General features: G+C 34.8%; 23 protein-coding genes. 13 read left to right on the top strand and 10 right to left on the bottom strand.

Annotated features, from left to right (window positions below; translation table 11 throughout):
- Positions 1 to 79 precede the first annotated feature (79 nt).
- Both Q0871_RS09445 and Q0871_RS09440 read left to right on the top strand, forming a co-directional pair.
- A complete protein-coding gene (locus Q0871_RS09445) occupies positions 80 to 928 on the top strand; it encodes an AraC family transcriptional regulator (protein WP_299321383.1) in 849 nt (282 codons plus the stop codon).
- A gap of 124 nt (positions 929 to 1,052) precedes the next feature.
- Positions 1,053 to 1,580 (top strand): DUF421 domain-containing protein, encoded by a 528-nt coding sequence (locus tag Q0871_RS09440; RefSeq protein WP_299321380.1) that lies wholly within the window; start codon positions 1,053 to 1,055, stop codon positions 1,578 to 1,580.
- 49 nt (positions 1,581 to 1,629) lie between these two features.
- Here Q0871_RS09440 and Q0871_RS09435 read toward each other — a convergent pair whose 3' ends face one another.
- Positions 1,630 to 2,544: a nicotinic acid mononucleotide adenyltransferase gene (locus Q0871_RS09435; protein WP_299321378.1), complete on the bottom strand. Its 915-nt coding sequence runs from the start codon at positions 2,542 to 2,544 to the stop codon at positions 1,630 to 1,632.
- 110 nt (positions 2,545 to 2,654) lie between these two features.
- On the opposite strand from Q0871_RS09435, the gene Q0871_RS09430 reads away from it, so the two are divergent.
- Positions 2,655 to 3,656: an NAD(P)H-dependent glycerol-3-phosphate dehydrogenase gene (locus Q0871_RS09430; RefSeq protein WP_299321376.1), complete on the top strand. Its 1,002-nt coding sequence runs from the start codon at positions 2,655 to 2,657 to the stop codon at positions 3,654 to 3,656.
- On the opposite strand, the gene Q0871_RS09425 is transcribed toward Q0871_RS09430, so the two are convergent.
- The 4 genes from Q0871_RS09425 to Q0871_RS09410 all read right to left on the bottom strand — a co-directional run bounded on the left by Q0871_RS09425 (position 3,653) and on the right by Q0871_RS09410 (position 7,697).
- Positions 3,653 to 5,320 (bottom strand): glycerol-3-phosphate dehydrogenase/oxidase, encoded by a 1,668-nt coding sequence (locus Q0871_RS09425; protein ID WP_299321372.1) that lies wholly within the window; start codon positions 5,318 to 5,320, stop codon positions 3,653 to 3,655. The two genes, Q0871_RS09430 and Q0871_RS09425, sit on opposite strands and share 4 nt — an antisense overlap.
- Positions 5,321 to 5,459: 139 nt before the next feature.
- Positions 5,460 to 6,950 (bottom strand): glycerol kinase GlpK, encoded by a 1,491-nt coding sequence (glpK, locus tag Q0871_RS09420; protein ID WP_299321370.1) that lies wholly within the window; start codon positions 6,948 to 6,950, stop codon positions 5,460 to 5,462.
- Positions 6,951 to 7,028: 78 nt separating this feature from the next.
- Positions 7,029 to 7,337: an antibiotic biosynthesis monooxygenase gene (locus Q0871_RS09415; RefSeq protein ID WP_299321367.1), complete on the bottom strand. Its 309-nt coding sequence runs from the start codon at positions 7,335 to 7,337 to the stop codon at positions 7,029 to 7,031.
- A 3-nt stretch (positions 7,338 to 7,340) separates the two neighbouring features.
- Positions 7,341 to 7,697 (bottom strand): hypothetical protein, encoded by a 357-nt coding sequence (locus tag Q0871_RS09410; protein ID WP_299321364.1) that lies wholly within the window; start codon positions 7,695 to 7,697, stop codon positions 7,341 to 7,343.
- A gap of 82 nt (positions 7,698 to 7,779) precedes the next feature.
- On the opposite strand from Q0871_RS09410, the gene Q0871_RS09405 reads away from it, so the two are divergent.
- The 8 genes from Q0871_RS09405 to Q0871_RS09370 all read left to right on the top strand — a co-directional run bounded on the left by Q0871_RS09405 (position 7,780) and on the right by Q0871_RS09370 (position 14,580).
- Complete coding sequence (locus tag Q0871_RS09405; RefSeq protein WP_299321361.1) at positions 7,780 to 8,325, top strand: CvpA family protein; 546 nt, start codon at positions 7,780 to 7,782, stop codon at positions 8,323 to 8,325.
- A gap of 167 nt (positions 8,326 to 8,492) precedes the next feature.
- Positions 8,493 to 8,972: a CAP domain-containing protein gene (locus Q0871_RS09400; RefSeq protein ID WP_299321359.1), complete on the top strand. Its 480-nt coding sequence runs from the start codon at positions 8,493 to 8,495 to the stop codon at positions 8,970 to 8,972.
- Between the two features lie 270 nt (positions 8,973 to 9,242).
- A complete protein-coding gene (locus tag Q0871_RS09395; RefSeq protein WP_299321356.1) occupies positions 9,243 to 9,749 on the top strand; it encodes a CAP domain-containing protein in 507 nt (168 codons plus the stop codon).
- A gap of 112 nt (positions 9,750 to 9,861) precedes the next feature.
- Complete coding sequence (locus tag Q0871_RS09390) at positions 9,862 to 10,401, top strand: 3-hydroxyanthranilate 3,4-dioxygenase (RefSeq protein ID WP_299321353.1); 540 nt, start codon at positions 9,862 to 9,864, stop codon at positions 10,399 to 10,401.
- A complete protein-coding gene (locus Q0871_RS09385) occupies positions 10,401 to 10,772 on the top strand; it encodes a DUF1304 domain-containing protein (protein WP_299321350.1) in 372 nt (123 codons plus the stop codon). The genes Q0871_RS09390 and Q0871_RS09385 overlap by 1 nt, the downstream gene beginning before the upstream one ends.
- A gap of 80 nt (positions 10,773 to 10,852) precedes the next feature.
- Positions 10,853 to 12,406, top strand: coding sequence for an aldehyde dehydrogenase family protein (locus Q0871_RS09380; protein ID WP_299321348.1), 1,554 nt, complete (start codon positions 10,853 to 10,855; stop codon positions 12,404 to 12,406).
- Between the two features lie 579 nt (positions 12,407 to 12,985).
- Entirely contained in the window at positions 12,986 to 13,894 is a 909-nt protein-coding gene (locus tag Q0871_RS09375) for an OmpA family protein (RefSeq protein ID WP_299321345.1), read from the top strand.
- Between the two features lie 32 nt (positions 13,895 to 13,926).
- Entirely contained in the window at positions 13,927 to 14,580 is a 654-nt protein-coding gene (locus Q0871_RS09370; RefSeq protein WP_299321343.1) for a hypothetical protein, read from the top strand.
- A gap of 54 nt (positions 14,581 to 14,634) precedes the next feature.
- Here Q0871_RS09370 and Q0871_RS09365 read toward each other — a convergent pair whose 3' ends face one another.
- From Q0871_RS09365 to Q0871_RS09350, 4 genes are all read right to left on the bottom strand, one after another.
- Positions 14,635 to 15,633, bottom strand: a complete 999-nt coding sequence (locus Q0871_RS09365) for an acyl-ACP desaturase (protein WP_299321340.1) — start codon at positions 15,631 to 15,633, stop codon at positions 14,635 to 14,637.
- A gap of 64 nt (positions 15,634 to 15,697) precedes the next feature.
- The gene (locus tag Q0871_RS09360) at positions 15,698 to 16,432 is read right to left on the bottom strand and encodes a metallophosphoesterase family protein (RefSeq protein ID WP_299321337.1); all 735 of its coding nucleotides are present in this window, start codon (positions 16,430 to 16,432) and stop codon (positions 15,698 to 15,700) included.
- Positions 16,429 to 17,511 carry a DNA helicase PriA gene (locus Q0871_RS09355; RefSeq protein ID WP_299321334.1) on the bottom strand — a complete coding sequence of 361 codons (1,083 nt, stop codon included), beginning with the start codon at positions 17,509 to 17,511 and terminating at the stop codon, positions 16,429 to 16,431. Before Q0871_RS09355 ends, Q0871_RS09360 begins: the two co-directional genes overlap by 4 nt.
- Positions 17,512 to 17,563: 52 nt before the next feature.
- Positions 17,564 to 18,700, bottom strand: a complete 1,137-nt coding sequence (locus Q0871_RS09350; protein WP_299321332.1) for an SPFH domain-containing protein — start codon at positions 18,698 to 18,700, stop codon at positions 17,564 to 17,566.
- Between the two features lie 183 nt (positions 18,701 to 18,883).
- Here Q0871_RS09350 and Q0871_RS09345 point away from each other — a divergent pair, with 183 nt between their 5' ends.
- Both Q0871_RS09345 and Q0871_RS09340 read left to right on the top strand, forming a co-directional pair.
- Entirely contained in the window at positions 18,884 to 19,828 is a 945-nt protein-coding gene (locus Q0871_RS09345; RefSeq protein ID WP_299321329.1) for a carbohydrate kinase, read from the top strand.
- Between the two features lies 1 nt (position 19,829).
- Positions 19,830 to 21,770 (top strand): amylosucrase, encoded by a 1,941-nt coding sequence (locus Q0871_RS09340; RefSeq protein WP_299321326.1) that lies wholly within the window; start codon positions 19,830 to 19,832, stop codon positions 21,768 to 21,770.
- Here the strand turns inward: Q0871_RS09340 and Q0871_RS09335 are convergent.
- Positions 21,757 to 22,893, bottom strand: coding sequence for an ATP-binding protein (locus tag Q0871_RS09335; protein ID WP_299321324.1), 1,137 nt, complete (start codon positions 22,891 to 22,893; stop codon positions 21,757 to 21,759). The two genes, Q0871_RS09340 and Q0871_RS09335, sit on opposite strands and share 14 nt — an antisense overlap.
- Positions 22,894 to 22,979: the final 86 nt, after the last annotated feature.

The raw sequence follows: 22,979 nt of genomic DNA, 5'->3' as shown, positions 1-22,979 counted from the left end.
TATTGACCATAATTTGAACGATATTGATTTTTAAGGCACGTGTAACTCAATTTATATGCAATTTTGTTACATTTAACCCATGAAGATTGAACTAGAAACCATTGATCCCGCATCTAAAAGTCCGTTCAGACTATTGCATGACCCCAAGTTGAGCCATCTATTTTATTGGCATTTTCATCCTGAATATGAAATCGTTTATATTGAAGGTGCTAATGGAACAAGACATGTAGGTGACCATATTTCTGAGTATGAAGAAAATGACCTTGTACTGATAGGTTCTAACATACCGCATTTAAACTTTGACTATGGTGTAAAAACGACGTACCGTGAAGAAGTCTTGCATATTAAGCCTTCTTTTAAGAGTGATTTTGTAGACCCTATACCTGAATTGAAAAATTTAAATAGACTATTAGATCTTTCTAGATACGGAATTGCTTTTCACGGGGAAACTAAAAAAGTGGTAGGTGAATTGTTAAAGGAACTTCACACCCTAAAACCTTTTGAATATTTTATGGCAATCATGAATATTCTTAAAAGGCTATCTCAAAGTAATGAGTTTGAATTGCTACACAAGAAACCTTATAAGAATAAATACAGTAAAAAGGAGCAAAGTAGAATTCGTGATATTTATGCTTTGATCGATGAACGCTACCAAGGTAAAATATCTGTTGATGAGGTCGCTAAATTCTGTAATTTGACCAAGCCTGCTTTTTGTCGCTACTTTAAAAAAGCAACGGGTAGTACTTTTATAGAGTTCTTAAATCAATATCGCATTAGTCAATCTAAACGTTTATTACTTACCGGAAAAAATGTTAGTGAAACCTGTTTTGAATGCGGATTTGAAAGCCTCTCCTACTTCAACAGAACTTTTAAGAAAGTAACAGGGGAAAATCCATCAGCATTTAAAAAGAGATTGCAGCGCGATTAAATGAACTAGAACTCTAAGCAATAGAGGAAACATTTAAAACGAGATACTGTTATTTTTAGTGGAGTACATTTTTAACCTGAATTCACCCTTCAAAAGGACCAGGTATAACTTCTAAAACTTAACTATGGAAATTTTTGACCCGCTTTCACTAAAAACCGTTTTGCAAATATGCGTAGCTGCGGTTTTTATCTATTTATATATGATGTTCATTACACGCGTAACAGGTAAAAGAACATTCGCTAAAATGACCAGTTTTGATTTTGCAGTTACTATTGCCATGGGATCTATCTTAGCCGATGCGGTCAACAAACCTGTTTCAAGCTTAATGCCCGCTATGGTTTCTATAGCATTACTTGCGGGTCTACAAGCTTTATTCGCTAAGCTGTTATCATCGTCTGATGCAGCACAAAAAGTAATAACCAATAGCCCAATTCTTCTAATGAAAAATGGTGCCATCTTAAAAGAAAATTTAAACAAAGCATTAGTAAGCAAAGCAGACCTAATGGGAAAACTTAGAGAGGCAAATGTTTTACAATTGTCACAAGTAAAAGCTGTCATTTTTGAAACTACAGGCGATATATCGGTTCTTCATTCAGATAAGCCTATAGATATTGATGCTGTTATTGTAGAAGACGTTAAATCTACCGTATAAAAAATGCCCTACTACAAATAGGGCACTTTTGAGACAATCAACCTAAAAACTATTTTGCCTTCTTACGTTCTACATTCATAGTAGGGTTAGAAGATTTTATTCTTTTCTTACTTTCTGAACCTTTTGCAGATTTTAAATACTCTTGGTATCCTCTACCTCTAAATTCATAAGTTGTACCGCTATCTGGGTGATACAATTCTATAGTAGAATCGTTAATAACATATAATTCAAAATAATCGTTACCAAAGAAATCATAATCTAGGGTTAACGTTTTTAATGAGTTGTCTCCCTGTATATCATAGACTTGATATTCTCCTTCAAAATCCCACTGTAAATTAGAAACATTAGTATTTGGCGCATTTACTGAAGACCTGAAAAAATTTGGTAAAAACTGCAAGTAATTTTCGTTGTCAAAGTCATTTAACGCTCCTGCTTCACTGGTGTATATTTTCTCCCAAGCATCATATTCCTGTATGAAATAATTGATGTTGTCATAGAAGACCGTGTCATAATCAAAATTGTTAGTCTGGTATCCTATTAAGTAATAAGAGGTATCTGAACTTGCATCATACAACTCTATTGTATTATTGTTTACCGCAAAAACTTCTAGAAACCAAGATCCATCAATATCATGAGCAATATCAACAGTACCTCTAAGCGTACCATAAGTACCTACATCAATACCATAGCCACCACCCGTTTTACCGATACCAACAATGTTATTATTTGCATATAACACTCCGCGATCAAAAGACACTGTAAACGCTCTTTGTAAAAAAGGCACTTCACCATTACCACGCGTCGCATTAATATCTACATACCATAAATCATAGCTTTGTAAAACTTGATCGGTATTAAAAGCCGACTCTTCTATAAAATCATCCTCAATAATTACTTCTGTATAACACGAAACCATTAAGGTGGCTAATAGGAAATATCCTGTAAGTAGTTTTATAGTTTTCATATGTTTTCATTTAATAGGTTATTAACCATAAAACAATCTCTATGCCAAAAATTATATAAGACTGATACAAATCATATTAAGAGGACCTAAAAAATCGGTAAATTTACACCATGAACAAGGATGCGAAATTTGCGGTTTTAGGTGGTGGAAGTTGGGCAACGGCTATAGTTAAAATGTTGACCAATAACCAAGAAAAAGTTGGTTGGTACATGCGTAATACAGATGCTATTGCCCATATTAAAACTCAAAAGCACAACCCAAATTACCTGACTTCGGTAGAATTTAAGACCGAACAATTAGTATTGACAAACGATATTAACGAAGCTGTCAACTATGCCGATGTTTTAATTTTCGCTATTCCTTCTGCTTTTTTGGTGGGAGAATTAGAAAAACTAACGGTATCGTTGAAGGATAAAATCATCTTTTCAGCCATAAAAGGTATTGTACCAGAATCTGGATTGATAGTAGGCGAGCATTTTCATAATACGTATGAGATACCTTTTGAAAATATAGGTGTTATTACCGGTCCTTGCCATGCTGAAGAAGTGGCTATGGAACGATTATCTTATTTAACCATTGCTTGCGCAGATACTGAAAAGGCAGAATTGGTTGCCAATAATCTTGCTAGTAATTATATTAAAACCAGCATTAGTAAAGATATTATTGGTACTGAATATGCTGCTATGCTAAAGAATATATATGCTATAGCGGCGGGTATTGCTCACGGATTGGGTTATGGTGATAATTTTCAGAGTGTATTAATGAGTAATGCCATACGTGAAATGAAACGGTACACCAAGCGTATTCATAAATTAGACCGCAATATTAATAAATCTGCCTATTTAGGTGATTTATTAGTAACAGGGTACTCAATTTTTAGCCGAAACAGAATGTTCGGTAATATGATTGGTAAAGGATACACTGTAAAAAGTGCGCAGATGGAAATGAGTATGATCGCAGAAGGATATTATGCCGCCAAAAGTGCTTATAACATAAAAGAGAACTTTACAAAAAAGGTCAAAACTCCTATAATTGACGCTGTTTATAAAGTTCTCTATGAGAATAAGAATCCTAAAAAGGTATTTCTTGATTTAACTGATAAATTAGATTAACGCCTTTCCAAAGAAAAATCTGAATGTTCTTTTAATTCTGCGTTCAAGGTTGTTCTCCATTCTTCGACTACAACATCAGTAACCTTAAACCTAATTTGAAACTCTTTCATCAAAGGTTCCATAAGAGTTCTAATGCTATCAATATCGAAATATAGCCTACCAGTTCTTCGAATGAAGAAATCCATAGGGGTTTGTATCATTTCATAATCAATGCCAAAAGCTAATTCTGCCTTGGCTAAACGCACGTATTTATCATCTTCTACAATACCCTTATAATTTTCAAAAATAGTTTCTGTCTGTTTACCATAGTTGGTTACTAAAAACCAAGCATCGTGCTTTGTAAAACCCTCTTCTTTGATTTGGTCATACACCTCATCAATGTATTTTTTTACATGTTTGAATTTCTTGAAATCTACATTTCCACATAGAAATATTTTCTCAGTGTAACATTCTTTTAATTCGGTATCATACTCCTCTTCCATTTTCTTAGCAATACGATCTACTACTCTTTCTGCCATTTTACGATAGCCTGTAAGTTTCCCACCTGCAATACTGATTAAACCCGTATCTGATACAAAAATTTCATCTTTTCTTGATAGCTCTGAAGCAGATTTACCTTCTTCATGTATTAATGGTCTTAAACCTGCCCAAGAAGAAACAATATCGTCTAACTCTAAGTTAATATCAGGAAACATATTATTCACCGCAGAAATCAAATAAATGGCATCTGCAAGATCTGTTCTTACATTATCTTTATTATCATTGAAGTTGGTATCTGTTGTACCTACATAGGTAATTTTACCTCTTGGTATGGCAAACATCATTCTGCCATCGGGTATATCAAAATAACAAGATTGTTTCACTGGTAGTTTTTCGTACGGAAAAACCAAGTGAACCCCTTTAGTCAAATGAAGTTGTTTTCCTTTTTTAGAATTGTTCAGGCTTCGCAATTCATCTACCCACGGACCAGCAGCACTGATTGCATATTTAGATTTGATTGTAAATTCTTTGCCAGTAACTGTATCTATTGCCTTAACACCTGCAATTTTCTCCTTGTCATACACAAACTCATTTACCTTGGCATAATTCAATGCCTGTGCACCAAACAAAAGACTTGTTTTTATATTCTCAATGGTTAAACGGGCATCATCTGTTCTATACTCAGCATAATAACCGGCACCGTTCAGGATCTTTTTCGGCAATAAAGGTTCCAATTTCAAGGCTTCCTTTTTTTCTAGCATTTTTCGCTTATCATCTCCTGAAACCTGAGCTAAAATATCATATACCTTAAGACCAATAGATGTCAACCATTTACCGTAAGAACCATTTTCTATTAACGGTAATAACATTTTTTCTGGAAGTACTAAATGAGGAGCCAATTTATGTACAATGGCGCGCTCAGATCCTACTTCTTTCACCAACCAAAAATCAAATTGCTTTAAATATCGGAGTCCGCCATGTATCAGTTTGGTAGATTTACTACTCGTACCAGAAGCAAAATCCCCTTTTTCTAACAAGGCTACTTTTAACCCACGCGATGCAGCATCTAAGGCTATACCTCCACCAGTAATTCCACCACCGATTACAACCAAATCAAAATCTTCCGATTCTAGGTTATCTATCTTTTTTTGGCGTTCTAAATTGGTAAATTTTATATTTTTCATCAGTAGATGCGTTTTAATTTTTAAGCGGATAGTTTGATTATAAAATAAGTAAAACCTAACATCCTCAAACAAAGATATAGCTAGTCATATGCTATTCTATGCTCTATAAAATTAATAAATTGTAAAATTGATTAATCAGCTATTCCTCTTCTTCCCAACCTTTTGATCTTTCAACTGCTTTTTGCCATTTTTTATACAAACGTTTTCTTTTTACACGATCAAAAGTTGGTTTAAAAATTCGGTCCATTGGTCGGTTTTGATCAATATCAGATTGCTGCCAGAAACCTACTTGAATACCAGCTAAGAAAGCAGCACCCATAGCGGTAGATTCAATAATTTCTGGTCGGTGTACTTCAGAATCTAAAATATCTGCCTGAAATTGCATTAAATGATTGTTTGCGCAGGCACCACCATCTACTCTTAGATTTTTTAGTTGAATGCCCGAATCATCTTCCATAGCCTTTAAAATGTCTTTTGTTTGGTAAGCCAATGCTTCTAGTGTTGCCTTTGCCAAATGGGCTTTACCTGTATCTCTAGTTAAACCAAAAACGGCTCCTCTTGCATACATATCCCAATAGGGTGCACCAAGACCTGCAAAAGCCGGTACTACATAAACGGGATTCTCACCTTCTATTGAATTTGCCAAGTCTTCTGTTTCTTTGGCATCTTTAATAAGCTCTAAACCATCTCGTAACCATTGAATAGCAGCTCCTGCAATAAAAATGCTGCCTTCTAAGGCATAATTAACTTTACCGTCTATACCGTAAGCTATAGTGGTTAATAGTCCGTTTTTAGAAAATTGCGGCTTCTCTCCCGTATTCATTAACATGAAGCACCCGGTACCATAAGTATTTTTTGCTGATCCTTTCTTAAAACAAGCTTGACCAAATAATGCCGCTTGTTGGTCACCCGCAATACCTGCAATAGGAATTTTTACTCCGTCAATTTCATAATCTCCAAAATTTGCTGCAGATGGTTTTACTTCTGGCAGCATGGTTTTAGGTATATCTAATACCTTCAACATTCTATCATCCCACTTTAGATTTACAATATCATAAATCATGGTTCGCGAAGCATTGGTATAATCAGTTACGTGGTTATGGTCTTTAGTCATGTTCCAAACTAACCAAGTATCTATGGTACCCATCAATAAATCGCCTGCCTGAGCTTTCTTCTTGGCTCCTTCAACATTATCGAGAATCCACTTTACTTTGGTACCCGAAAAATAAGAATCAATTACTAAGCCTGTAGTTGTCTTTACATGCTCTTTTAACCCTATTTTCTTAAGATGCTCGCAAATATCTGCAGTACGCTTGTCTTGCCAAACAATGGCATTATATACAGGCTCTCCTGTATTTTTATCCCAAACTACGGTAGTTTCTCTTTGGTTGGTAATGCCTATACCTACAATTTCTGTGGGTTTCACTTTTTTCTGCTCTAAAAGTTCTTTTAAAACTCCCATCTGAGAAGATAAAATTTCTTTAGGGTCATGCTCTACCCAACCTGATTTAGGAAAAATCTGTTTGAATTCTTTTTGAACCATTCCTTGAATGGTACCATAATGGTCTACTAACAAAGCCCTAGAGCTCGTTGTACCCTGATCTAATGATATAATGAATTGCCTTGACATGTGCTTTAAGTTATTTCTTTAAATATAGCGGAAATAAAAATTAATGTAAAGCAGCGAATATCGAAGCGATGTGAAGAATTATGTACTTTTTTTAAAACTATATTCTCGTTCTACTAAACAAATACGAACAATATAAGAATCGTACCAATCTGCTATTCCTTTTTTTTGAGCCAGTAAATGGTCTGCCTGTTTTTTCCAATCATGAATTGCATTTAGACTTTCCCAGTAACTTACTGTAATTCCTATTTCTTGGCGGGCACTTTCTATACCAATATAGCCAGATTGTTTTTTTGCCAACTGCTCCATGAAATCTGCCATTTCGCCATAACCATGATCACCTGTTGTTCTGGTAGAAGTAAAAATAACAGCATAATAAGGCTTTTTCATAGTTTATTGAATAAACTCTTTTTCTACAAAATAGCTAACTATTGCTTCTTTCATTAGTACCGTTTGCTCTCCGGCTTTCAAAGAAGGTAATTCTTCCATTACATTATAATGAGGCCAACCGTCTTCATCGAAAAAACTGAATTCATAAAATCCGTAAGGTTCTAAAAGACGACATATTGCAATATGCATTAAGTCTAACTTATCATCTTTCTTATATTTTTTATGGTACTGCCCTAATTCTTGTACACCTATCAAGTAAATGATAGCATCTAATTCTAGCGGATCGCCATCAGAAAACTTTCCAGAAAGCTTTTCTACCAAATAATCCCATCGTTCTTTTAATTGTATATCCCTAGCCATATAATTTCCTTCAATCTCATCTATGATATAGACCTTGCAAAGGTACAAATCAAAGTTCTATATTTGTTAAAACACTTTACCAATGGGACTTTTAGATATTTTACTTGGATTACCCTTAATATGGGGTCTATGGAAAGGATATAAAAACGGACTATTCATGGAAATAGCATCTATTGTCGCACTTGTTGCAGGTATTTTCGGAGCAATCCATTTTTCGTATATAACAGGCAACTATTTATCTGAGCATTTGAATTGGGATGAACGCAACATGAGTATCATTGCCTTTATTATAACATTGATACTTATCATCATCATTGTAAATTTAATTGGAAAACTACTGACTAAAGTTGCCAACTTCGCAATGCTCGGCGCTTTAAATAAAATTGCAGGGGGAATTTTTGGTGCTTTAAAAGTTGCTATTTTATTAGGTGCCGCTTTTATATTTTTTGATAGAATGGACAGTACATTTAATTTATTAGATGACGAGACTAAGCAAGAATCAATTCTTTATCAACCTATTAAAGATATAGGTGCACTAATTTTTGATACGGTCTTACAAAATGAAGAGCTTCAAAATGAATCTTCTGAAGAACCTGTGATCATATTATCAGTTAGTCCGGTAATCTAACTTTTTGTACACTTTAACGAATATGCATTTTTGTTACTGCCCTGCGTTTAATTTTTCAATAATATTACTACATCGATAACCCAAATCGATTACGAGAGCTTAGAACACTCTTAACTTTTTTACCTACTGCGCTACGCCGAGAGGCTACACAATTTAAAGACACTTATATGAAAATGAGATTGCTTTACGCGGTCCCTGTCTTTCTATTACTTTTTCTTGGTTCCTGCACTAGCGACTCTATAGATGATACGCCGGTACTTGAAGCTGAAAATGTTTTAACTATAGAGCAGGACCTACTAGATATTGTTAATGCGCACAGGTTAAGTTTAAATACCAACACATTAGCTTTTAGCGATGTAGCATATAAATATGCTAACCTCCATACTGACTACATGATATCTAAAGGTAGCATTAGCCACGATAATTTTAGCTCCAGAGCTTCCAACATCGATTCTGAGATAAGCGTTGAAATGGTTGCAGAAAATGTTGCCAAAGATTATCAATCTGCTTTAGAGGCTTTTGAAGGATGGTACATTAGCAGCAGCCATAAAAAAACGATGGAAGGCGATTTTACACACACAGGTATAAGTGTAAAGAAAGATGACCTAGGCAACTATTACTTTACCCAACTTTTTTACAAGCAGTAAACGTATCTTATACTATAAGGTAAAAGAAGGGACTACCTTAGTTTATCTTAGCAAGTATCGGTCTGCAAGATTACCTAATTAGATAAAGTGAGAAAAATCATTTAAAGTGCATTTAATCACGATGAAAAATAATATGCTTTTTCATTATGATACTTAATATGTTAATTATTCGTCTCTTAACGAATATTTCATCCCCTCTATAGATGTTTTACTCCTAACTATAAACAACGGGATTATTTTTGGCACTCACTAAAAAAATAGTTTCCCTATATGAAATCCACCTTCATCTTTTCCGCTTTAATTTTAGTCCTTTTATCCTCTTGCTCAAAAACCCAAAATTCTACAGAATTCGAAGAAAATTCTGAATATACGCTAACAAAATACACTTTAGCCTCTTCTAAAAACCACAATACAATTGAAGCTGAACTTTTTGAGCTAGTAAATAACTATAGAACAGATTTAGGTTTAAATGAATTGGTATTTGAAAACGCTACCTATTACTATGCGAGCCTTCATACGAATTATATGATTTCTAAAAAAAGTACAAGTCATGATAATTTCAGTAAACGTGCTGAATATATTTCCGAACGATTAGATGCTGATTTTGTTTCTGAAAATGTTGCTCGCAACTATGAAACCATAGAAGATGCTTTTGCAGCTTGGTTGAAAAATCCAGGACATAAGAAAAATATAGAAGGTGAGTACAATTACTCGGCAATCAGCATTATTCAAAGCAGTAATGGAGATTTTTATTTTACTCAAATATTTGTGAAATAACTTAAGTGAGAACTTATTTTTCATGAAAGCCTTTGTAACCAAAGGCTTTTTTTATGCTTAACTTTTAGGTGAGAAATGATCGTTTCTTTAACTTTCACTAAAAATCACAGAAATGAGTATACAAGCACCATTTAATCTTAACAAATGGATAGAAGAAAACAGAGCTTCACTTAAACCCCCCGTCGGAAACAAAAATCTGTATAAAGATGCGGGCGATTATATTGTTATGATCGTTGCTGGACCTAACGCTAGAAAAGACTACCACTATAATGAAACTGAAGAGTTATTTTATCAACTTGAAGGTCATATAGAAGTTCACATTCAAGAAGACGGTAAAAAACGAACCATGCAATTGGGTCCTGGAGATATGTATTTGCACCCAGCCAAAGTACCACATTCCCCAGTACGTAAAGAAGGTTCTATTGGTTTAGTTATAGAACGTAAACGAGCAGAAATGAACGTTGATGACGGCTTATTATGGTTCTGTGATAATTGCAATCACAAACTATATGAAACCTATTTTACCCTTCATGATATAGAAAAAGATTTCTTAGCTCATTTTAAGCATTTTTATAGCTCAGAAGAATTAAGGACTTGTAATAATTGCGGTACTGTAATGCCGATTGATGAACGTTTTATAGCTAAAGAATAATGATAATAACAGCAAAAATTATTACGGCTCTCGTAGCCCTCATTCATATTTATATTCTCTGGTTTGAAATGTTCGCATGGACGACGACCGGTAGAAAAGTATTTAGAAATTTTCCAAAAAATTTATTTGAACCCACAAAGTCTATGGCGGCAAACCAAGGGTTATACAATGGCTTTTTAGCTGCTGGGCTAATTTGGTCTTTTTTCATAACCAACATACAATGGTCTGCAAACGTTGCACTCTTCTTTTTAGGTTGCGTTGCTATTGCTGGTGCTTATGGTGCACTAACCGTAAGTAAAAAAATATTTATTGTTCAAAGTATTCCTGCTTTGATCGGAATTATATTTTGGTCTATATTAAAATTTTCATAGAATAAATTAGATGTACTTAAAGATTAAATTCTTTGTATTTTTGTAATATATCTAACATTAATTACGTAAAAAGTTATAAAATGTCAAAAATAGCAGCAGATTTCGGAATACACGATGCTCTAAAAGCATTAGGAATTAAAGATGTTAACGAGGGTACTTCAACTGGATCTAACAATTTTTCTTCAGGCGATATTATTTCATCATACTCACCAGTAGATGGTTCACTAATTGCAAAGGTCAAAACAACGACAAAAGAAGATTACGAAAAAGTAATATCTACTGCTACGACAACTTTTAAAGAGTGGAGAACAAAACCTGCACCGCTACGTGGTGAAATTGTTAGACAATTCGGCGAAAAATTAAGAGAGCTTAAAGAACCCTTAGGTAAACTTGTTTCTTATGAAATGGGAAAAAGCTACCAAGAAGGATTAGGTGAAGTTCAAGAAATGATAGATATCTGTGATTTCGCAGTTGGTCTTTCTCGTCAGCTACACGGTTTAACTATGCATTCAGAAAGACCTGGGCATAGAATGTACGAGCAATATCATTCATTAGGTGTGGTTGGTATTATTTCTGCTTTTAATTTCCCTGTAGCCGTTTGGGCATGGAATACGGCTCTTGCTTGGATCTGTGGTGATGTTTGTGTTTGGAAACCATCAGAAAAAACTCCTTTATGTGGTATAGCTTGTCAAAATATAGCTGCCGCAGTTATGAAAGCGAATAACCTACCTGAAGGTATTTCTTGTTTGATCAACGGTGATTATAAGATCGGTGAATTAATGACACAAGATAATAGAGTACCGTTAGTGTCTGCTACGGGATCAATTAGAATGGGAAAAATAGTAGCTCAAGCAGTTGCAGCCAGACTTGGAAAATCTTTGCTTGAACTTGGTGGTAACAATGCTATCATAGTTACACCAGATGCCGACTTAAAAATGACTGTTATCGGTGCCGTGTTCGGAGCGGTAGGTACAGCGGGTCAACGTTGTACTTCTACTAGAAGATTGATCATTCACGAATCAATGTATGATAAAGTAAAAGAAGCTGTTGTAGCTGCATATCAACAATTAAGAATTGGTAACCCTTTAGATGAAAACAATCACGTAGGTCCATTAATTGATACCGATGCGGTTGCTCAATATAAAACGGCTCTAGAAAAAGTGGTTAAAGAAGGTGGAAAATTAATAGTTGAAGGTGGTGTGTTAGACGGTGATGGCTTTGAAAGTGGTTGCTACGTTAAGCCTGCAATCGCAGAAGCTAAAAACGACTTCAAAATTGTTCAACACGAAACATTTGCGCCTGTTCTTTATCTATTAAAATATTCTGGTGATGTTGAAAATGCCATTGCTATTCAAAATGGTGTAGTACAAGGACTTTCATCTGCTATTATGACCAACAATCTTCGTGAAGCGGAACATTTTCTTTCTGCTTGGGGTAGCGATTGTGGAATTGCCAATGTAAACATCGGTACTTCTGGTGCTGAAATAGGTGGAGCCTTCGGTGGTGAGAAAGAAACTGGCGGTGGTCGCGAAAGCGGTTCTGATGCTTGGAAAGTGTACATGAGAAGACAAACCAATACTATTAATTATACAACTGAGCTTCCTTTGGCCCAGGGCATAAAGTTTGATCTATAACAAAAACATAAATTCCTTTGTATGTTTAATAACTAGGTTGCTTTTTAATTGGTTGGTTCATTTGACCAGCTACCATGAAGCAAAGTTTGTACGCCTAGAACAATAAACATGCAAAGGAAATTTATAATACCTTTTATTTTTTTCTTCATTTTATAGTGTAAATACCTCTTTATTAAACTAGTAAATTATTTTACTCTTATAAACTAATTCTGTACAGCTTTACACAAATATTGTATAGTTGGTTTTTTTCTTCCTTCAATTATAGACATAAAAAAATCCTATCGACTACAAGAGGACAGGATTTTTTAACCAACTAACTCAAAACTTGAAATTATATATTCAATGCCCAAACTTTGTGGGGAGATATATACCGTTTCAATACTTACGTAAAAATGCAAATAATAGTTGTTGCACCATACAGTTTTTTTATCGTTTCACCCTATTATTGTATAGTTGGTATGTATTTTAACATATCTAATATTAAGATAATGTTGATTGTAAGGTAATTAGGTGCGAATCTTTTAACATTTTTAAGATTTTTTTAATAAATTGTGCGCTAAACACTAAACATTACGTACAATGACAAGAACAATCAAGTATTTATTATTGATGTTGATTACCATTGTAGTCGGTACTTACTTATTTATAACCTATTGCAGCGAATGCAGTGCGGCGGTTACAAGTACAGAGCCTACTACACAAAAGGAAATCATTAAAGCGCCCTCGGCTACATCTTACCCCTTCGCTATCGATGGAAACGGATTTGCCTACAACACCAATGACAATTATAACTTTAACATTTCGTCTCACGACATTTTAATGCCTCTAAGTGCTGAATTGACAGAAGGAGTTTCTGGTCTACAAAGTCATTTAGAATCAAATGGAAGTAATGTTATAAACGTAACAGGATATTACACAAGCGAAGAAGAGAACAATACTGCGTTCCCTAATTTAGGACTTGCAAGAGCAAACTCAATTAAAAATGACTTAGCTTCTAAAGGATTTTCAACTGCTCAAATTAATACCCAAGGTAAACTTATGGATGAAATGATTCCAAAAGATGGTACCTACTGGGGAGCTGCTTCATTTGGTCTTGAAGAAAAATCTGTTGATGCAGAAGATGACCTTAAAGCATTATATGAAAAAATTAATGCTAACCCATTAATCCTATATTTCGACACTGCAGAGGCATCAATAAATCTAGATGCTGAACAAAGACAAAAAATTGCTGATATTTCTAGATATTTAGATAAAGTTTCTGATGCTAAGACAAGCGTAGTTGGTCATACAGATGCCACTGGACAAGCAAGTACAAATATGAGACTTGGTCAAGACAGAGCAGAATTCGCTAAAAATTACTTAATGCAAAACGGAATAGCTGCAGATAAAATAATTGCTACGTCTAAAGGACAAACGCAACCAATTGCTACTAATGCCACTGAAGAAGGCAGAGTAAAAAATAGACGAACAGTTATTACATTAAAATAAAACATACACTAATCCTATAAATAAGTAAAATCATGAATTTTGAAAATATGAACATTTGGTGCTGGATAATTCCATTATTAGTAGGTCTTATCTGCGGTATTTTAGGTTATCTACTTGGTAGCCGTTCTGCCAAGGTAATAGACAACTCTGCTGAAATCAATAGTCTTACCGCTAGTAATACAAAGCTTAAAGGCGAATTGTCAGATTTAAACAATCTAAAAGCAAGCAACAGCAAATTAAAAGCTGATTTAGATGCGTGTAACCAAAGAGTAATTGCTGCAAGCAAAGTAGTAACACCTGCTCCGGTTGCCCCTACCGCACCAAGCACTAATTTAGGTGCATCTGCCGCCTCTTTTGCTGCTGGCGCCGCTACAAGTAGTGCTCTAGCCTTTGATGGCTCTGCTGCAAAAGCTGCTTTTGGAAAAACCATTAAGCAAGATGACTTAAAACTTGTAGAAGGTATTGGTCCAAAAATTGAAGGCATGTTCAAAGACCATGGTATTAAAACATGGAAAGAACTTTCTGAGGCTAGCTTAGAAGCATGTCAGAAAATATTGGATACTGGTGGAACAAGATATAAAATTCACGATCCTGCTTCTTGGCCATTACAAGCTAAAATGTGTTACGAAGGTAAGTGGACAGAACTTGTAAAGTGGCAAGATGAACACAAACACGGTAAACTATAACATACCGTTTAAAGCAAAAAAAATCCCGATCATTACTGATCGGGATTTTTTATTTTATAATGCTCCGTTTGCCTCAACCCACTTAAAGTGATATTGATCTTGCGGAAATTTCATGCGCTCTGCAATTCTTTCTAACCTTGAAGGCAACTTAATTAAATAGTCACGTGCCTTTTCTGCTTCTTCATTTAAAGAACGAACAGTTTCTAATTCCCAATACGCATTAAGCTTACTTAGAATATCAACATAATCTTGTGCAGTATACACACCTAAACGTTGCGCACAGTTAGAGAAGTTCTCAAATGCCGATCCTATTGTACCACCAGACTCACGTAAAAAGTGTGCTGGCATTACAATTTTCTTCTTCATCATATCTGCAAAGGCAATCATCATACCCGATGGATCTTCACCCATAATAGTCTTTACAAATTCTCTATATGCTAAATGGTGTCTCATTTCATCACCAGCAATAATAGTGCACATTTTACCCAATAAGGCATTTCCTTTTTTCTTCGCCATTTGCCCAACACGCTTATGCGAAATATTGGTAGCTAATTCTTGAAAAGAGGTATATACAAAGTTTTTATATGGATCACGATCAGTACCAATATCAAAGCCATCAGAAATTAAATGTTGAGTAGTAATCTCAATTTCTTTCATATTTACCCTTCCAGATAAATAAAGATATTTATTCAACACATCACCGTGTCTATTTTCTTCAGCCGTCCAAGCGCGAACCCATTTTGCCCAACCGTTCGTTTTATGGTCACCGTGTTGGTCAACACCAACAACATCCATTAACCACGACTCATAAGTTGGTAATGCCTCTTCGGTAATGGTATCTGCCACCATGGTTACCCAAAAATCATATCCTAAATCTTTAGACTCTTCACGAATTTCTTTCACCTCTTGCAAGAATGTATCCTTTTGAGAATCTGGTAAAAAATCTGTTGGTTGCCATATATCCTCTGGTTTTATAAGGAAAGAATCCATGAAACTTTCTACCTTAGGCTCTAAGGCCTGCATCACTTCTAATCTTATATTTTTAGTAGACATAGTTTATTTTTTTTCAAAGATCGTTAATAAAACAATCTATTTTTTAGTAAAGTTAACGGTTTTCTTAGTTTCTGCCCATTTCATTGGGATAAAAGGTGTACACTGGATCGCTTTGCCAATATTCTTTTGTATCTGCATTAAATACAGTTAACGGTCCTTTAAAGGCTGCACCTGTATCAATATTCCAAACATTAGCTGCTTTCTGTGGTGTCGTTTTACCAATACGAGTAACGGGTGTGTGCCCTATATAAATTTCAGAATAGTTTTTTAATCGCTTCGGATAATGAATATGATCTTTATCTAAATCTGTATTTAACGAAAGTGCCAATTCCCAAAGGGTGCGATCCCAATAGAACGTTTTTTTAAAATATTCATGCTCTATACCTTTTAGGTTCGTAAAACCCGCATGTAAAAACAATCTGTTTTCTGAATCTAGATAATAATTTTCTAAGCTTTCATAAAACTTGATGTGCCTATCTTTCGTTTCTTTAGAAGCCTTACCATACGAATTAGATGTTGCCTCACCACCATGTAGAAACCATGTTGGATTGTCTGCCTTACCGGTTAACCACTCATAACAAAGCTCGTCATGATTACCACGTAGGTAAATACAATTATAGGTTTCTTTTAATTCTAAAAGAAAATTTATGGTTTCAACAGCCTCGCTCCATCCATCAATGTAATCTCCTAAAAAAATTATAGTATCATCTTCAGTTATAGCTGCTTTTTCAAGTACTTGCTTTAAAGCTTGTAATCCTGAATGAATGTCACCTACAACCAGTGTTCTTTTTGTACTCATTTAGCAAAAATCGCAATTATAGCTATTATGACAAGGATAAAAATCACTAAAAAGAAAATTTTCCAAAATGAATATGGTCTATTTCCACTTAATACCCCTGTTTGCCCATTTATATAAAAATTAAACTCTTTACCATCATACCTATATGAACTTAGGTAAATGGGAAGTAAAATATGTTTGAACTTTTCATCAGATAATTTAATATCGGCATTTGCCACTCTTTGAGTATCACCACCAATATCGCGTCTGATCCAATTATAGGCAATATTCTTAGCTTCTTGAAATGACTTGTGATGCCCTTCTTTTAATGAAACCGTATATTTTTCGGTTACAAAACCAGATAGATATTTCGAATTAAAAGCCACTAAATCTTTCAAATTCCAAAAGGCGACTTTTGCCGGAATCTCTTTGCGTTTCTTTTCAGAAGCACTAATTAGAATATCATCTACAAAGCCATCTATTTTACCTGAAGCATACGTCCATTTTGTTTTTCTAACCCGCCTTGTTTTTCTTGCTTTATTACTATTGTAAGTTTGAGTTTCATAATAATAATCTCCTCGCTGCCCTTGATAAGAAGCAAAAAGGTTAGCATCAAACGTCCAATACGGAATATACAACCCATGCAAACCTTCTGGATCTAGTGCTGCCTTCTTTAAATTGTCTGGCGCAAACCAAATTTTATCTACCCACGCCTTAAATATGGCTTGGGCTTTATTGCTATCTAATTGAAAAGGAACTAAAGCACCTGGTAAGATCCATCCTTCCTTTTCAATATCTTCTCTTATTAAAGGTTCGCTACAATACACACAATTAAGCGATTTGTAGTTTTCTTCTACATGTTGGTTGGCACCACAATTTTTACAATGTAAAAGCTCTATAGTTTCGGTATAGGCATTTTCACCTACAATCTTTAAGTAATGCTCTAATTCTAATTCTTCAAAGCTCGTTTTAGATTGCTCAATAAATTCTTCATAGCCACAGTACTCACATGTTAATTGATGTGAACCTGGCTTAAATTTTAGCTCGGCACCACAATTTGCACATGCTTTTTTATACTCCGATTGTTGAATATCGCCCATAGAAAGTATCCCTTATCTTAGAAAGGTATGTTAGTATATGTATTGCTTAAGATTATGCCGTTGGTAATGGTGGCGGTGTATTACCGCCCAAGAAAGATTTTAGTTCTTCTATCTCTTTCAATGCAGTCCAGCTTGCCATTCCTTGTTTCCAAATCAACGAATCTCTATTAATGGTTCTGCTAGCGAACAACTCTTTTAATTTATCAATAGCTACAGGTCCTAACTGGTGTCCGTTAACGGCATAGAAATATGTTACCTGTGTTGGCATTGGCGGTGGTGCCTGTGGCTGCTGTGCAGCTTGCCCACCAAAAGGTTGTGTTGCCGGCTGACCCATTAAACCACCCATTTGTTGTGCTAATACAAAGCCCATACCCATGCCCATACCGGCACCAGCGGTACCACCTTCATTTTTAGCTGCTAGTTCCATTGCTTTCGCTGCTTTGAATTGTGCCAATTTGCCCATATCCAATTTATCTAAGCGGCTGTATTCAAAAATTTCTTTTTTAAGCTCTTCTGGCATCGATACATTTTCGATGTAGAATTTCTCTAACTCAATACCTACTCTATTAAATTCTGGCTGCATTACTTCTTGGCAAGTTTCAGATAGTTCGCTTGTATTTGCCGCATATAACTCAATTGGTAAATTAGCTTCACCTACCGTATCTGTAAAACGGGTTACTATTAAGCTTTTTAAATGTTCATTTACCTCATAGCTTGTAAAATTACCATCGGTACCCACTACATCTACAACAAACTTTCCTGGATCATTTACTCTAAAACTATACGTACCAAAAGCACGAATTTCTACCAAACCAAATCTATCATCACTTAACATGAACGGATTTTTGGTTCCCCACTTTTCATCTGTAAAAAGGCGTGTGTTTACAAAATAAACCTCCGCTTTAAACGGACTATCAAATCCATATTTCCACCCTTTTAAAGTGGTTAATATGGGTAAGTTTTGCGTATTTAACGTATACGTACCTGGTTTGAAAACATCTGCTAATTGACCTTCATTTATAAAAACCGCAGTTTGTCCTTCGCGTACAATTAACTGTGCATTGTTTTTTATTTCATTTTGGTAACGCTCAAAACGATGAACTATAGTATCGTTCGTATTATCTAGCCATTCAATTATATCTATAAACTCGTGGCTAAGCTTTTTCTTTATTTCATCAAATATACTCATGGTCAAAATGTGTTTTAAATATGATATTCAAGATATGCATTTCATCAACAGACCCAAAACCAGAAACATATTAATTCAAAAAAACTTCTATAAACTGCTATAATTTGACATTTACTTAAGATTATTTAGGAAGTAGCTGCTTTTTCTAATTAACTTAGACTTCCTAATTTTCTTTTTAAATTTATGAAAAAGGTATTCTGTATTGGAGAATTGTTGATTGATTTTGTTGCCGAAAATCAAGGTAAAGATTTAACAAAAGCTAAAGAGTTCTCAAAAAAAGCAGGTGGTGCACCTGCAAATGTTGCTTGTGCAATTAGCAAGCTTGGTGGCGATAGTTTTTTTGTTGGCTGTGTTGGTGACGATCCTTTCGGATCCTTTCTATTAAACATTCTTAAAAATGAGAAAGTTGATATCTCTTTAGCACAAAAAAGTAATACGTTTACCACCCTAGCCTTTGTATCTATTGACAAAGACGGGGAACGAGATTTCGTTTTTAATCGTGGCGCAGATAAAGAACTTACCTATGACTCATCGCTAAAATCTAGTTTTGAAAATAATATTTTACACTTTGGCGCTGCTACAGCATTTTTAGGTGGTTCATTAGAAGAGACCTACAGTAGGTATTTATTTGACGGACTAACAAAAAATGCATTTATCAGTTTTGATCCAAATTTTAGAATTGATCTTTGGAAAAACAAAGAAGATGTTTTTATACGCAAGTGCCATGCTTTTATTGAAAAATCTCATCTGTGTAAGTTTAGTCTAGAAGAGGCTCAATTACTATCTGGCAAAGATAATCTAGATGATGCATGCAAGGTTTTTCACGAAATGGGGACGCAAATAGTAGTTGTTACCCTTGGTAGCGAAGGTACTCTGTTAAGCACATCAAATTTCAGCAAAACTATACCCAGTATAAAAGTAACACCTAAAGATACTACTGGTGCAGGTGACGCTTTTATTGGCTGTCTTTTACAGCAAATTGCAGAACATGCTAAGTTTGAAAATTTATTAGTAGACGAATATCTTCTAAGCAATATGGTAATTAGAGCAAATAAAGCCGGTGCCATAACTACTGAAAATTTTGGTGCTATTGAATCACTACCTACAATACAACAATTAGATTCTTAAAATGAACCAAGCTGAATTACACAGGTTAATGACCGTTAAAGGTCAAAAGAAAAAAGGTGCCATATCTTTAACGTCTTTATTCGACCAAAGATTAGCGACCAATCTTTCGCTAATTAAAAATCAGTTTTTTTCATTATACCAAGAATCAGAACATAAAGTATATTTCTATACTCTTTTAGATACTTTAGAAACACTTTTTAACGAACGCCCAACAGAACTTCAAAAACAAGATATTGTACGTTTAAATTCAGGAAACTGGTACCAAAGTGAACAAATGGTAGGTATGCAATTGTATGTTGACCGTTTTAATCAAGATATTAACGGACTCAAAGAAAAACTACCTTATTTTGAAGATTTAGGTGTCAATTTTCTTCACTTAATGCCGATAACTACAAGACCTGCCGGTGAAAACGATGGTGGTTATGCCGTAAATAGCTATCATGAAATTGATCCCACATACGGCACAAAAGAAGATTTTACTACGTTTACCAAAAAAGTACGAGAGAATAACATGTTCTTAATGTTAGATTTCGTTGTCAACCATACCTCAGATGAGTTTATATGGGCGAAGAAAGCGAAAGAAGGTAGCCAGCACCATCAAAATTACTATTACACTTATTCTGATCGGCATATACCAGATGAGTTTGAAAAGGCACTACCAGAAATATTTCCGCAATCGGCACCTGGAAATTTCACCTATAATAAAGAAATGGAAAAGTGGGTAATGACCTGCTTTAACAACTACCAATGGGATTTAAATTATAGAAACCCAGAAGTATTTATTGAAATGCTCAGAAACTTAATGTCTCTGGCGAACTTGGGCGTAGATGTTATACGTTTTGATGCCCTTGCTTTTCTATGGAAAAAATTAGGAACATCATCACAAAATCTGCCTGAGGCTCATATGCTTATTTCACTTTTTAGAATGTGCCTGCAAGTAATTGCACCAGGTGTTATTCTTTTGGCAGAAGCTATTGTTGCCCCTAGAAATATTATAAAGTATTTTGGTGAAGACACCACCGAAGGTAACGAGTGCGAAGTGGCATACAACGCCTCTTTAATGGCTCTATTATGGAATTCGATTGCCACTAAAAAAGCTAATTTAATGGTAAAGAGTGTCACCGAAATACCGAATAAACCCAATGACGCTACTTGGATCAACTACATTCGCTGCCACGATGATATCGGACTTGGTTATGACGATGATTTTGTTCGTGTCATGGGCTTTGACCCAACTGCTCACAAACAGTTTATATTAAATTATTACTGTGGTAAATTAGAATGGTCACCGGCAAAAGGATTAATGTTCATGTATAACCCTAAAAATGGTGATGGCAGAATTACCGGAAGTGCTGCATCATTATTAGGTTTAGAAACTGCCTTAGCGCAGAACAATAAAAATATTATCGACTATGCCATCACTAAAATCTTAATGATGCATGGTATTATTTTGACCTTTGGTGGTATCCCTATGATTTATGCCGGGGATGAAATTGGTACGTTAAACGACTATTCTTACGAGCAAAATGAAGACCATGTCAATGACAATAGATGGGTAAATAGACCTATGCAAAATTGGGATGTTATTGCAAAATTGAAAACAGAAAAAGATAATCCTGCAACTATCATTTTCAACGGCTTAAAAAACATGATTCGTTTACGTAAAGAGCATAATGTATTCGCAGATGCTAATGATTTAAAAATCTACGGTTGTTCTAACGAACATGTATTCGTTTATGAGCGTATTCACGAAGGCAATAGTGTTTGGGTATTGTCGAACTTTAACGAGGTTACCGAAACCTTAAACGTAGCTTGGTTACTCTCGATAGGAATTCATACTGGTAAAAATTCTATTGATCTGCTTACCGGTAAGACCTTTGAACTTATTCATAACGAACTTCCTCTAAAGCCTTACGAACAACTTTGGATTAAGAATATTTAACCTTTCTAAGTACACGAAGCGCTTCTTTGAGCGAAGCATTTATTCCTGGGTATTTTGGCTTTAAGACTTGCCTCGCTTTTTCCATTCGCTCTTTAGCTTCTTCAAATCCGTTTAGAAAACATATTAAATATGAATCTGCCAAGTATTTCAATTGCTTCACTTCTGCAATTGTCAATTCGGTATTCTTTTTTGCCTTTGCCACCAAAGCATTATTGCTTTTATAAATTCTTTCTAATTCTTCTTTATCATGTATTGGGGGATCAAAAAGTAAGTCGCTCGTAATTTGGTAAGTGCCGTTTTCACTAAAATCTATTACCACCTTTTCTAAAGGATAGTATTTTTGCTTAGCTGCTAACCCAAGCTGCACGTATTCAATGGTAGTAAAAGAATCATTGTTATAGGTAATAGTAACCTCATCTAAATTAGAGTAGAATAATTTTACCTGTTCGTTTATTAATTCAATATCGACCCGATAGAAATATGTTTCTCCATTCACTACTTTTTTATTGCCTGCCCAGCATACAACAAATTGCTCTTTAAAAACCTTATAGTCACTTTCTAAATCTTTATGTCGATAATTTAAAAAATCTATGACACCATCTAAAGTAAGCTCTATATTATTTTTCGCATGCTGTTCGATTGTGGCGACAGCCTCAGAGTTGCTATCTTTTAAATCTATATCAAATACTTTTGGTAAACTTATGCTGCCTTCTCTAAAAAACACAGAACCACCATAATACTTCCAAATGTTTTTTCTAAGTGAACAAATTTTGCCAATAGATTTTATAGTCACTAAACCCACCACCTTACCTTCTGGCAAATGTGGAAAAGGTATGTTCTCGTATGATATTAACGGGGGATTATCTAAATAAGCATTCACTAAATTCTGGATCTTGCTATCATCAAAGAAGTCAACTCCAACAATCTTATTATCCTCATCTTCGACCCCTACAACTATGAAAGAATTATTCGAAGGATTACTATTTGCCAATGCACAAACATGTTTTAAAAACTTTCCCTTACCTTCTTTTTCTCCAATTGAAATAAACCGCTTTTTATCGTAAAAACTATTCTCGTCGTTATGAGCGAGTAAGTTTTTTACCAAAAGGCGTTTATTAATCATAAGTTATAATTTTGGCTTTTGGCTTTTGGCTTTTGGCTTTTGGCTTTTGGCTTTTGGCTTTTGGCTTTTGGCTTTTGGCTTTTGGC

The organism is uncultured Maribacter sp. (genome assembly GCF_947500985.1).
GTDB lineage: Bacteria > Bacteroidota > Bacteroidia > Flavobacteriales > Flavobacteriaceae > Maribacter.
This window is presented reverse-complemented; position numbering and strand designations above follow the sequence as displayed.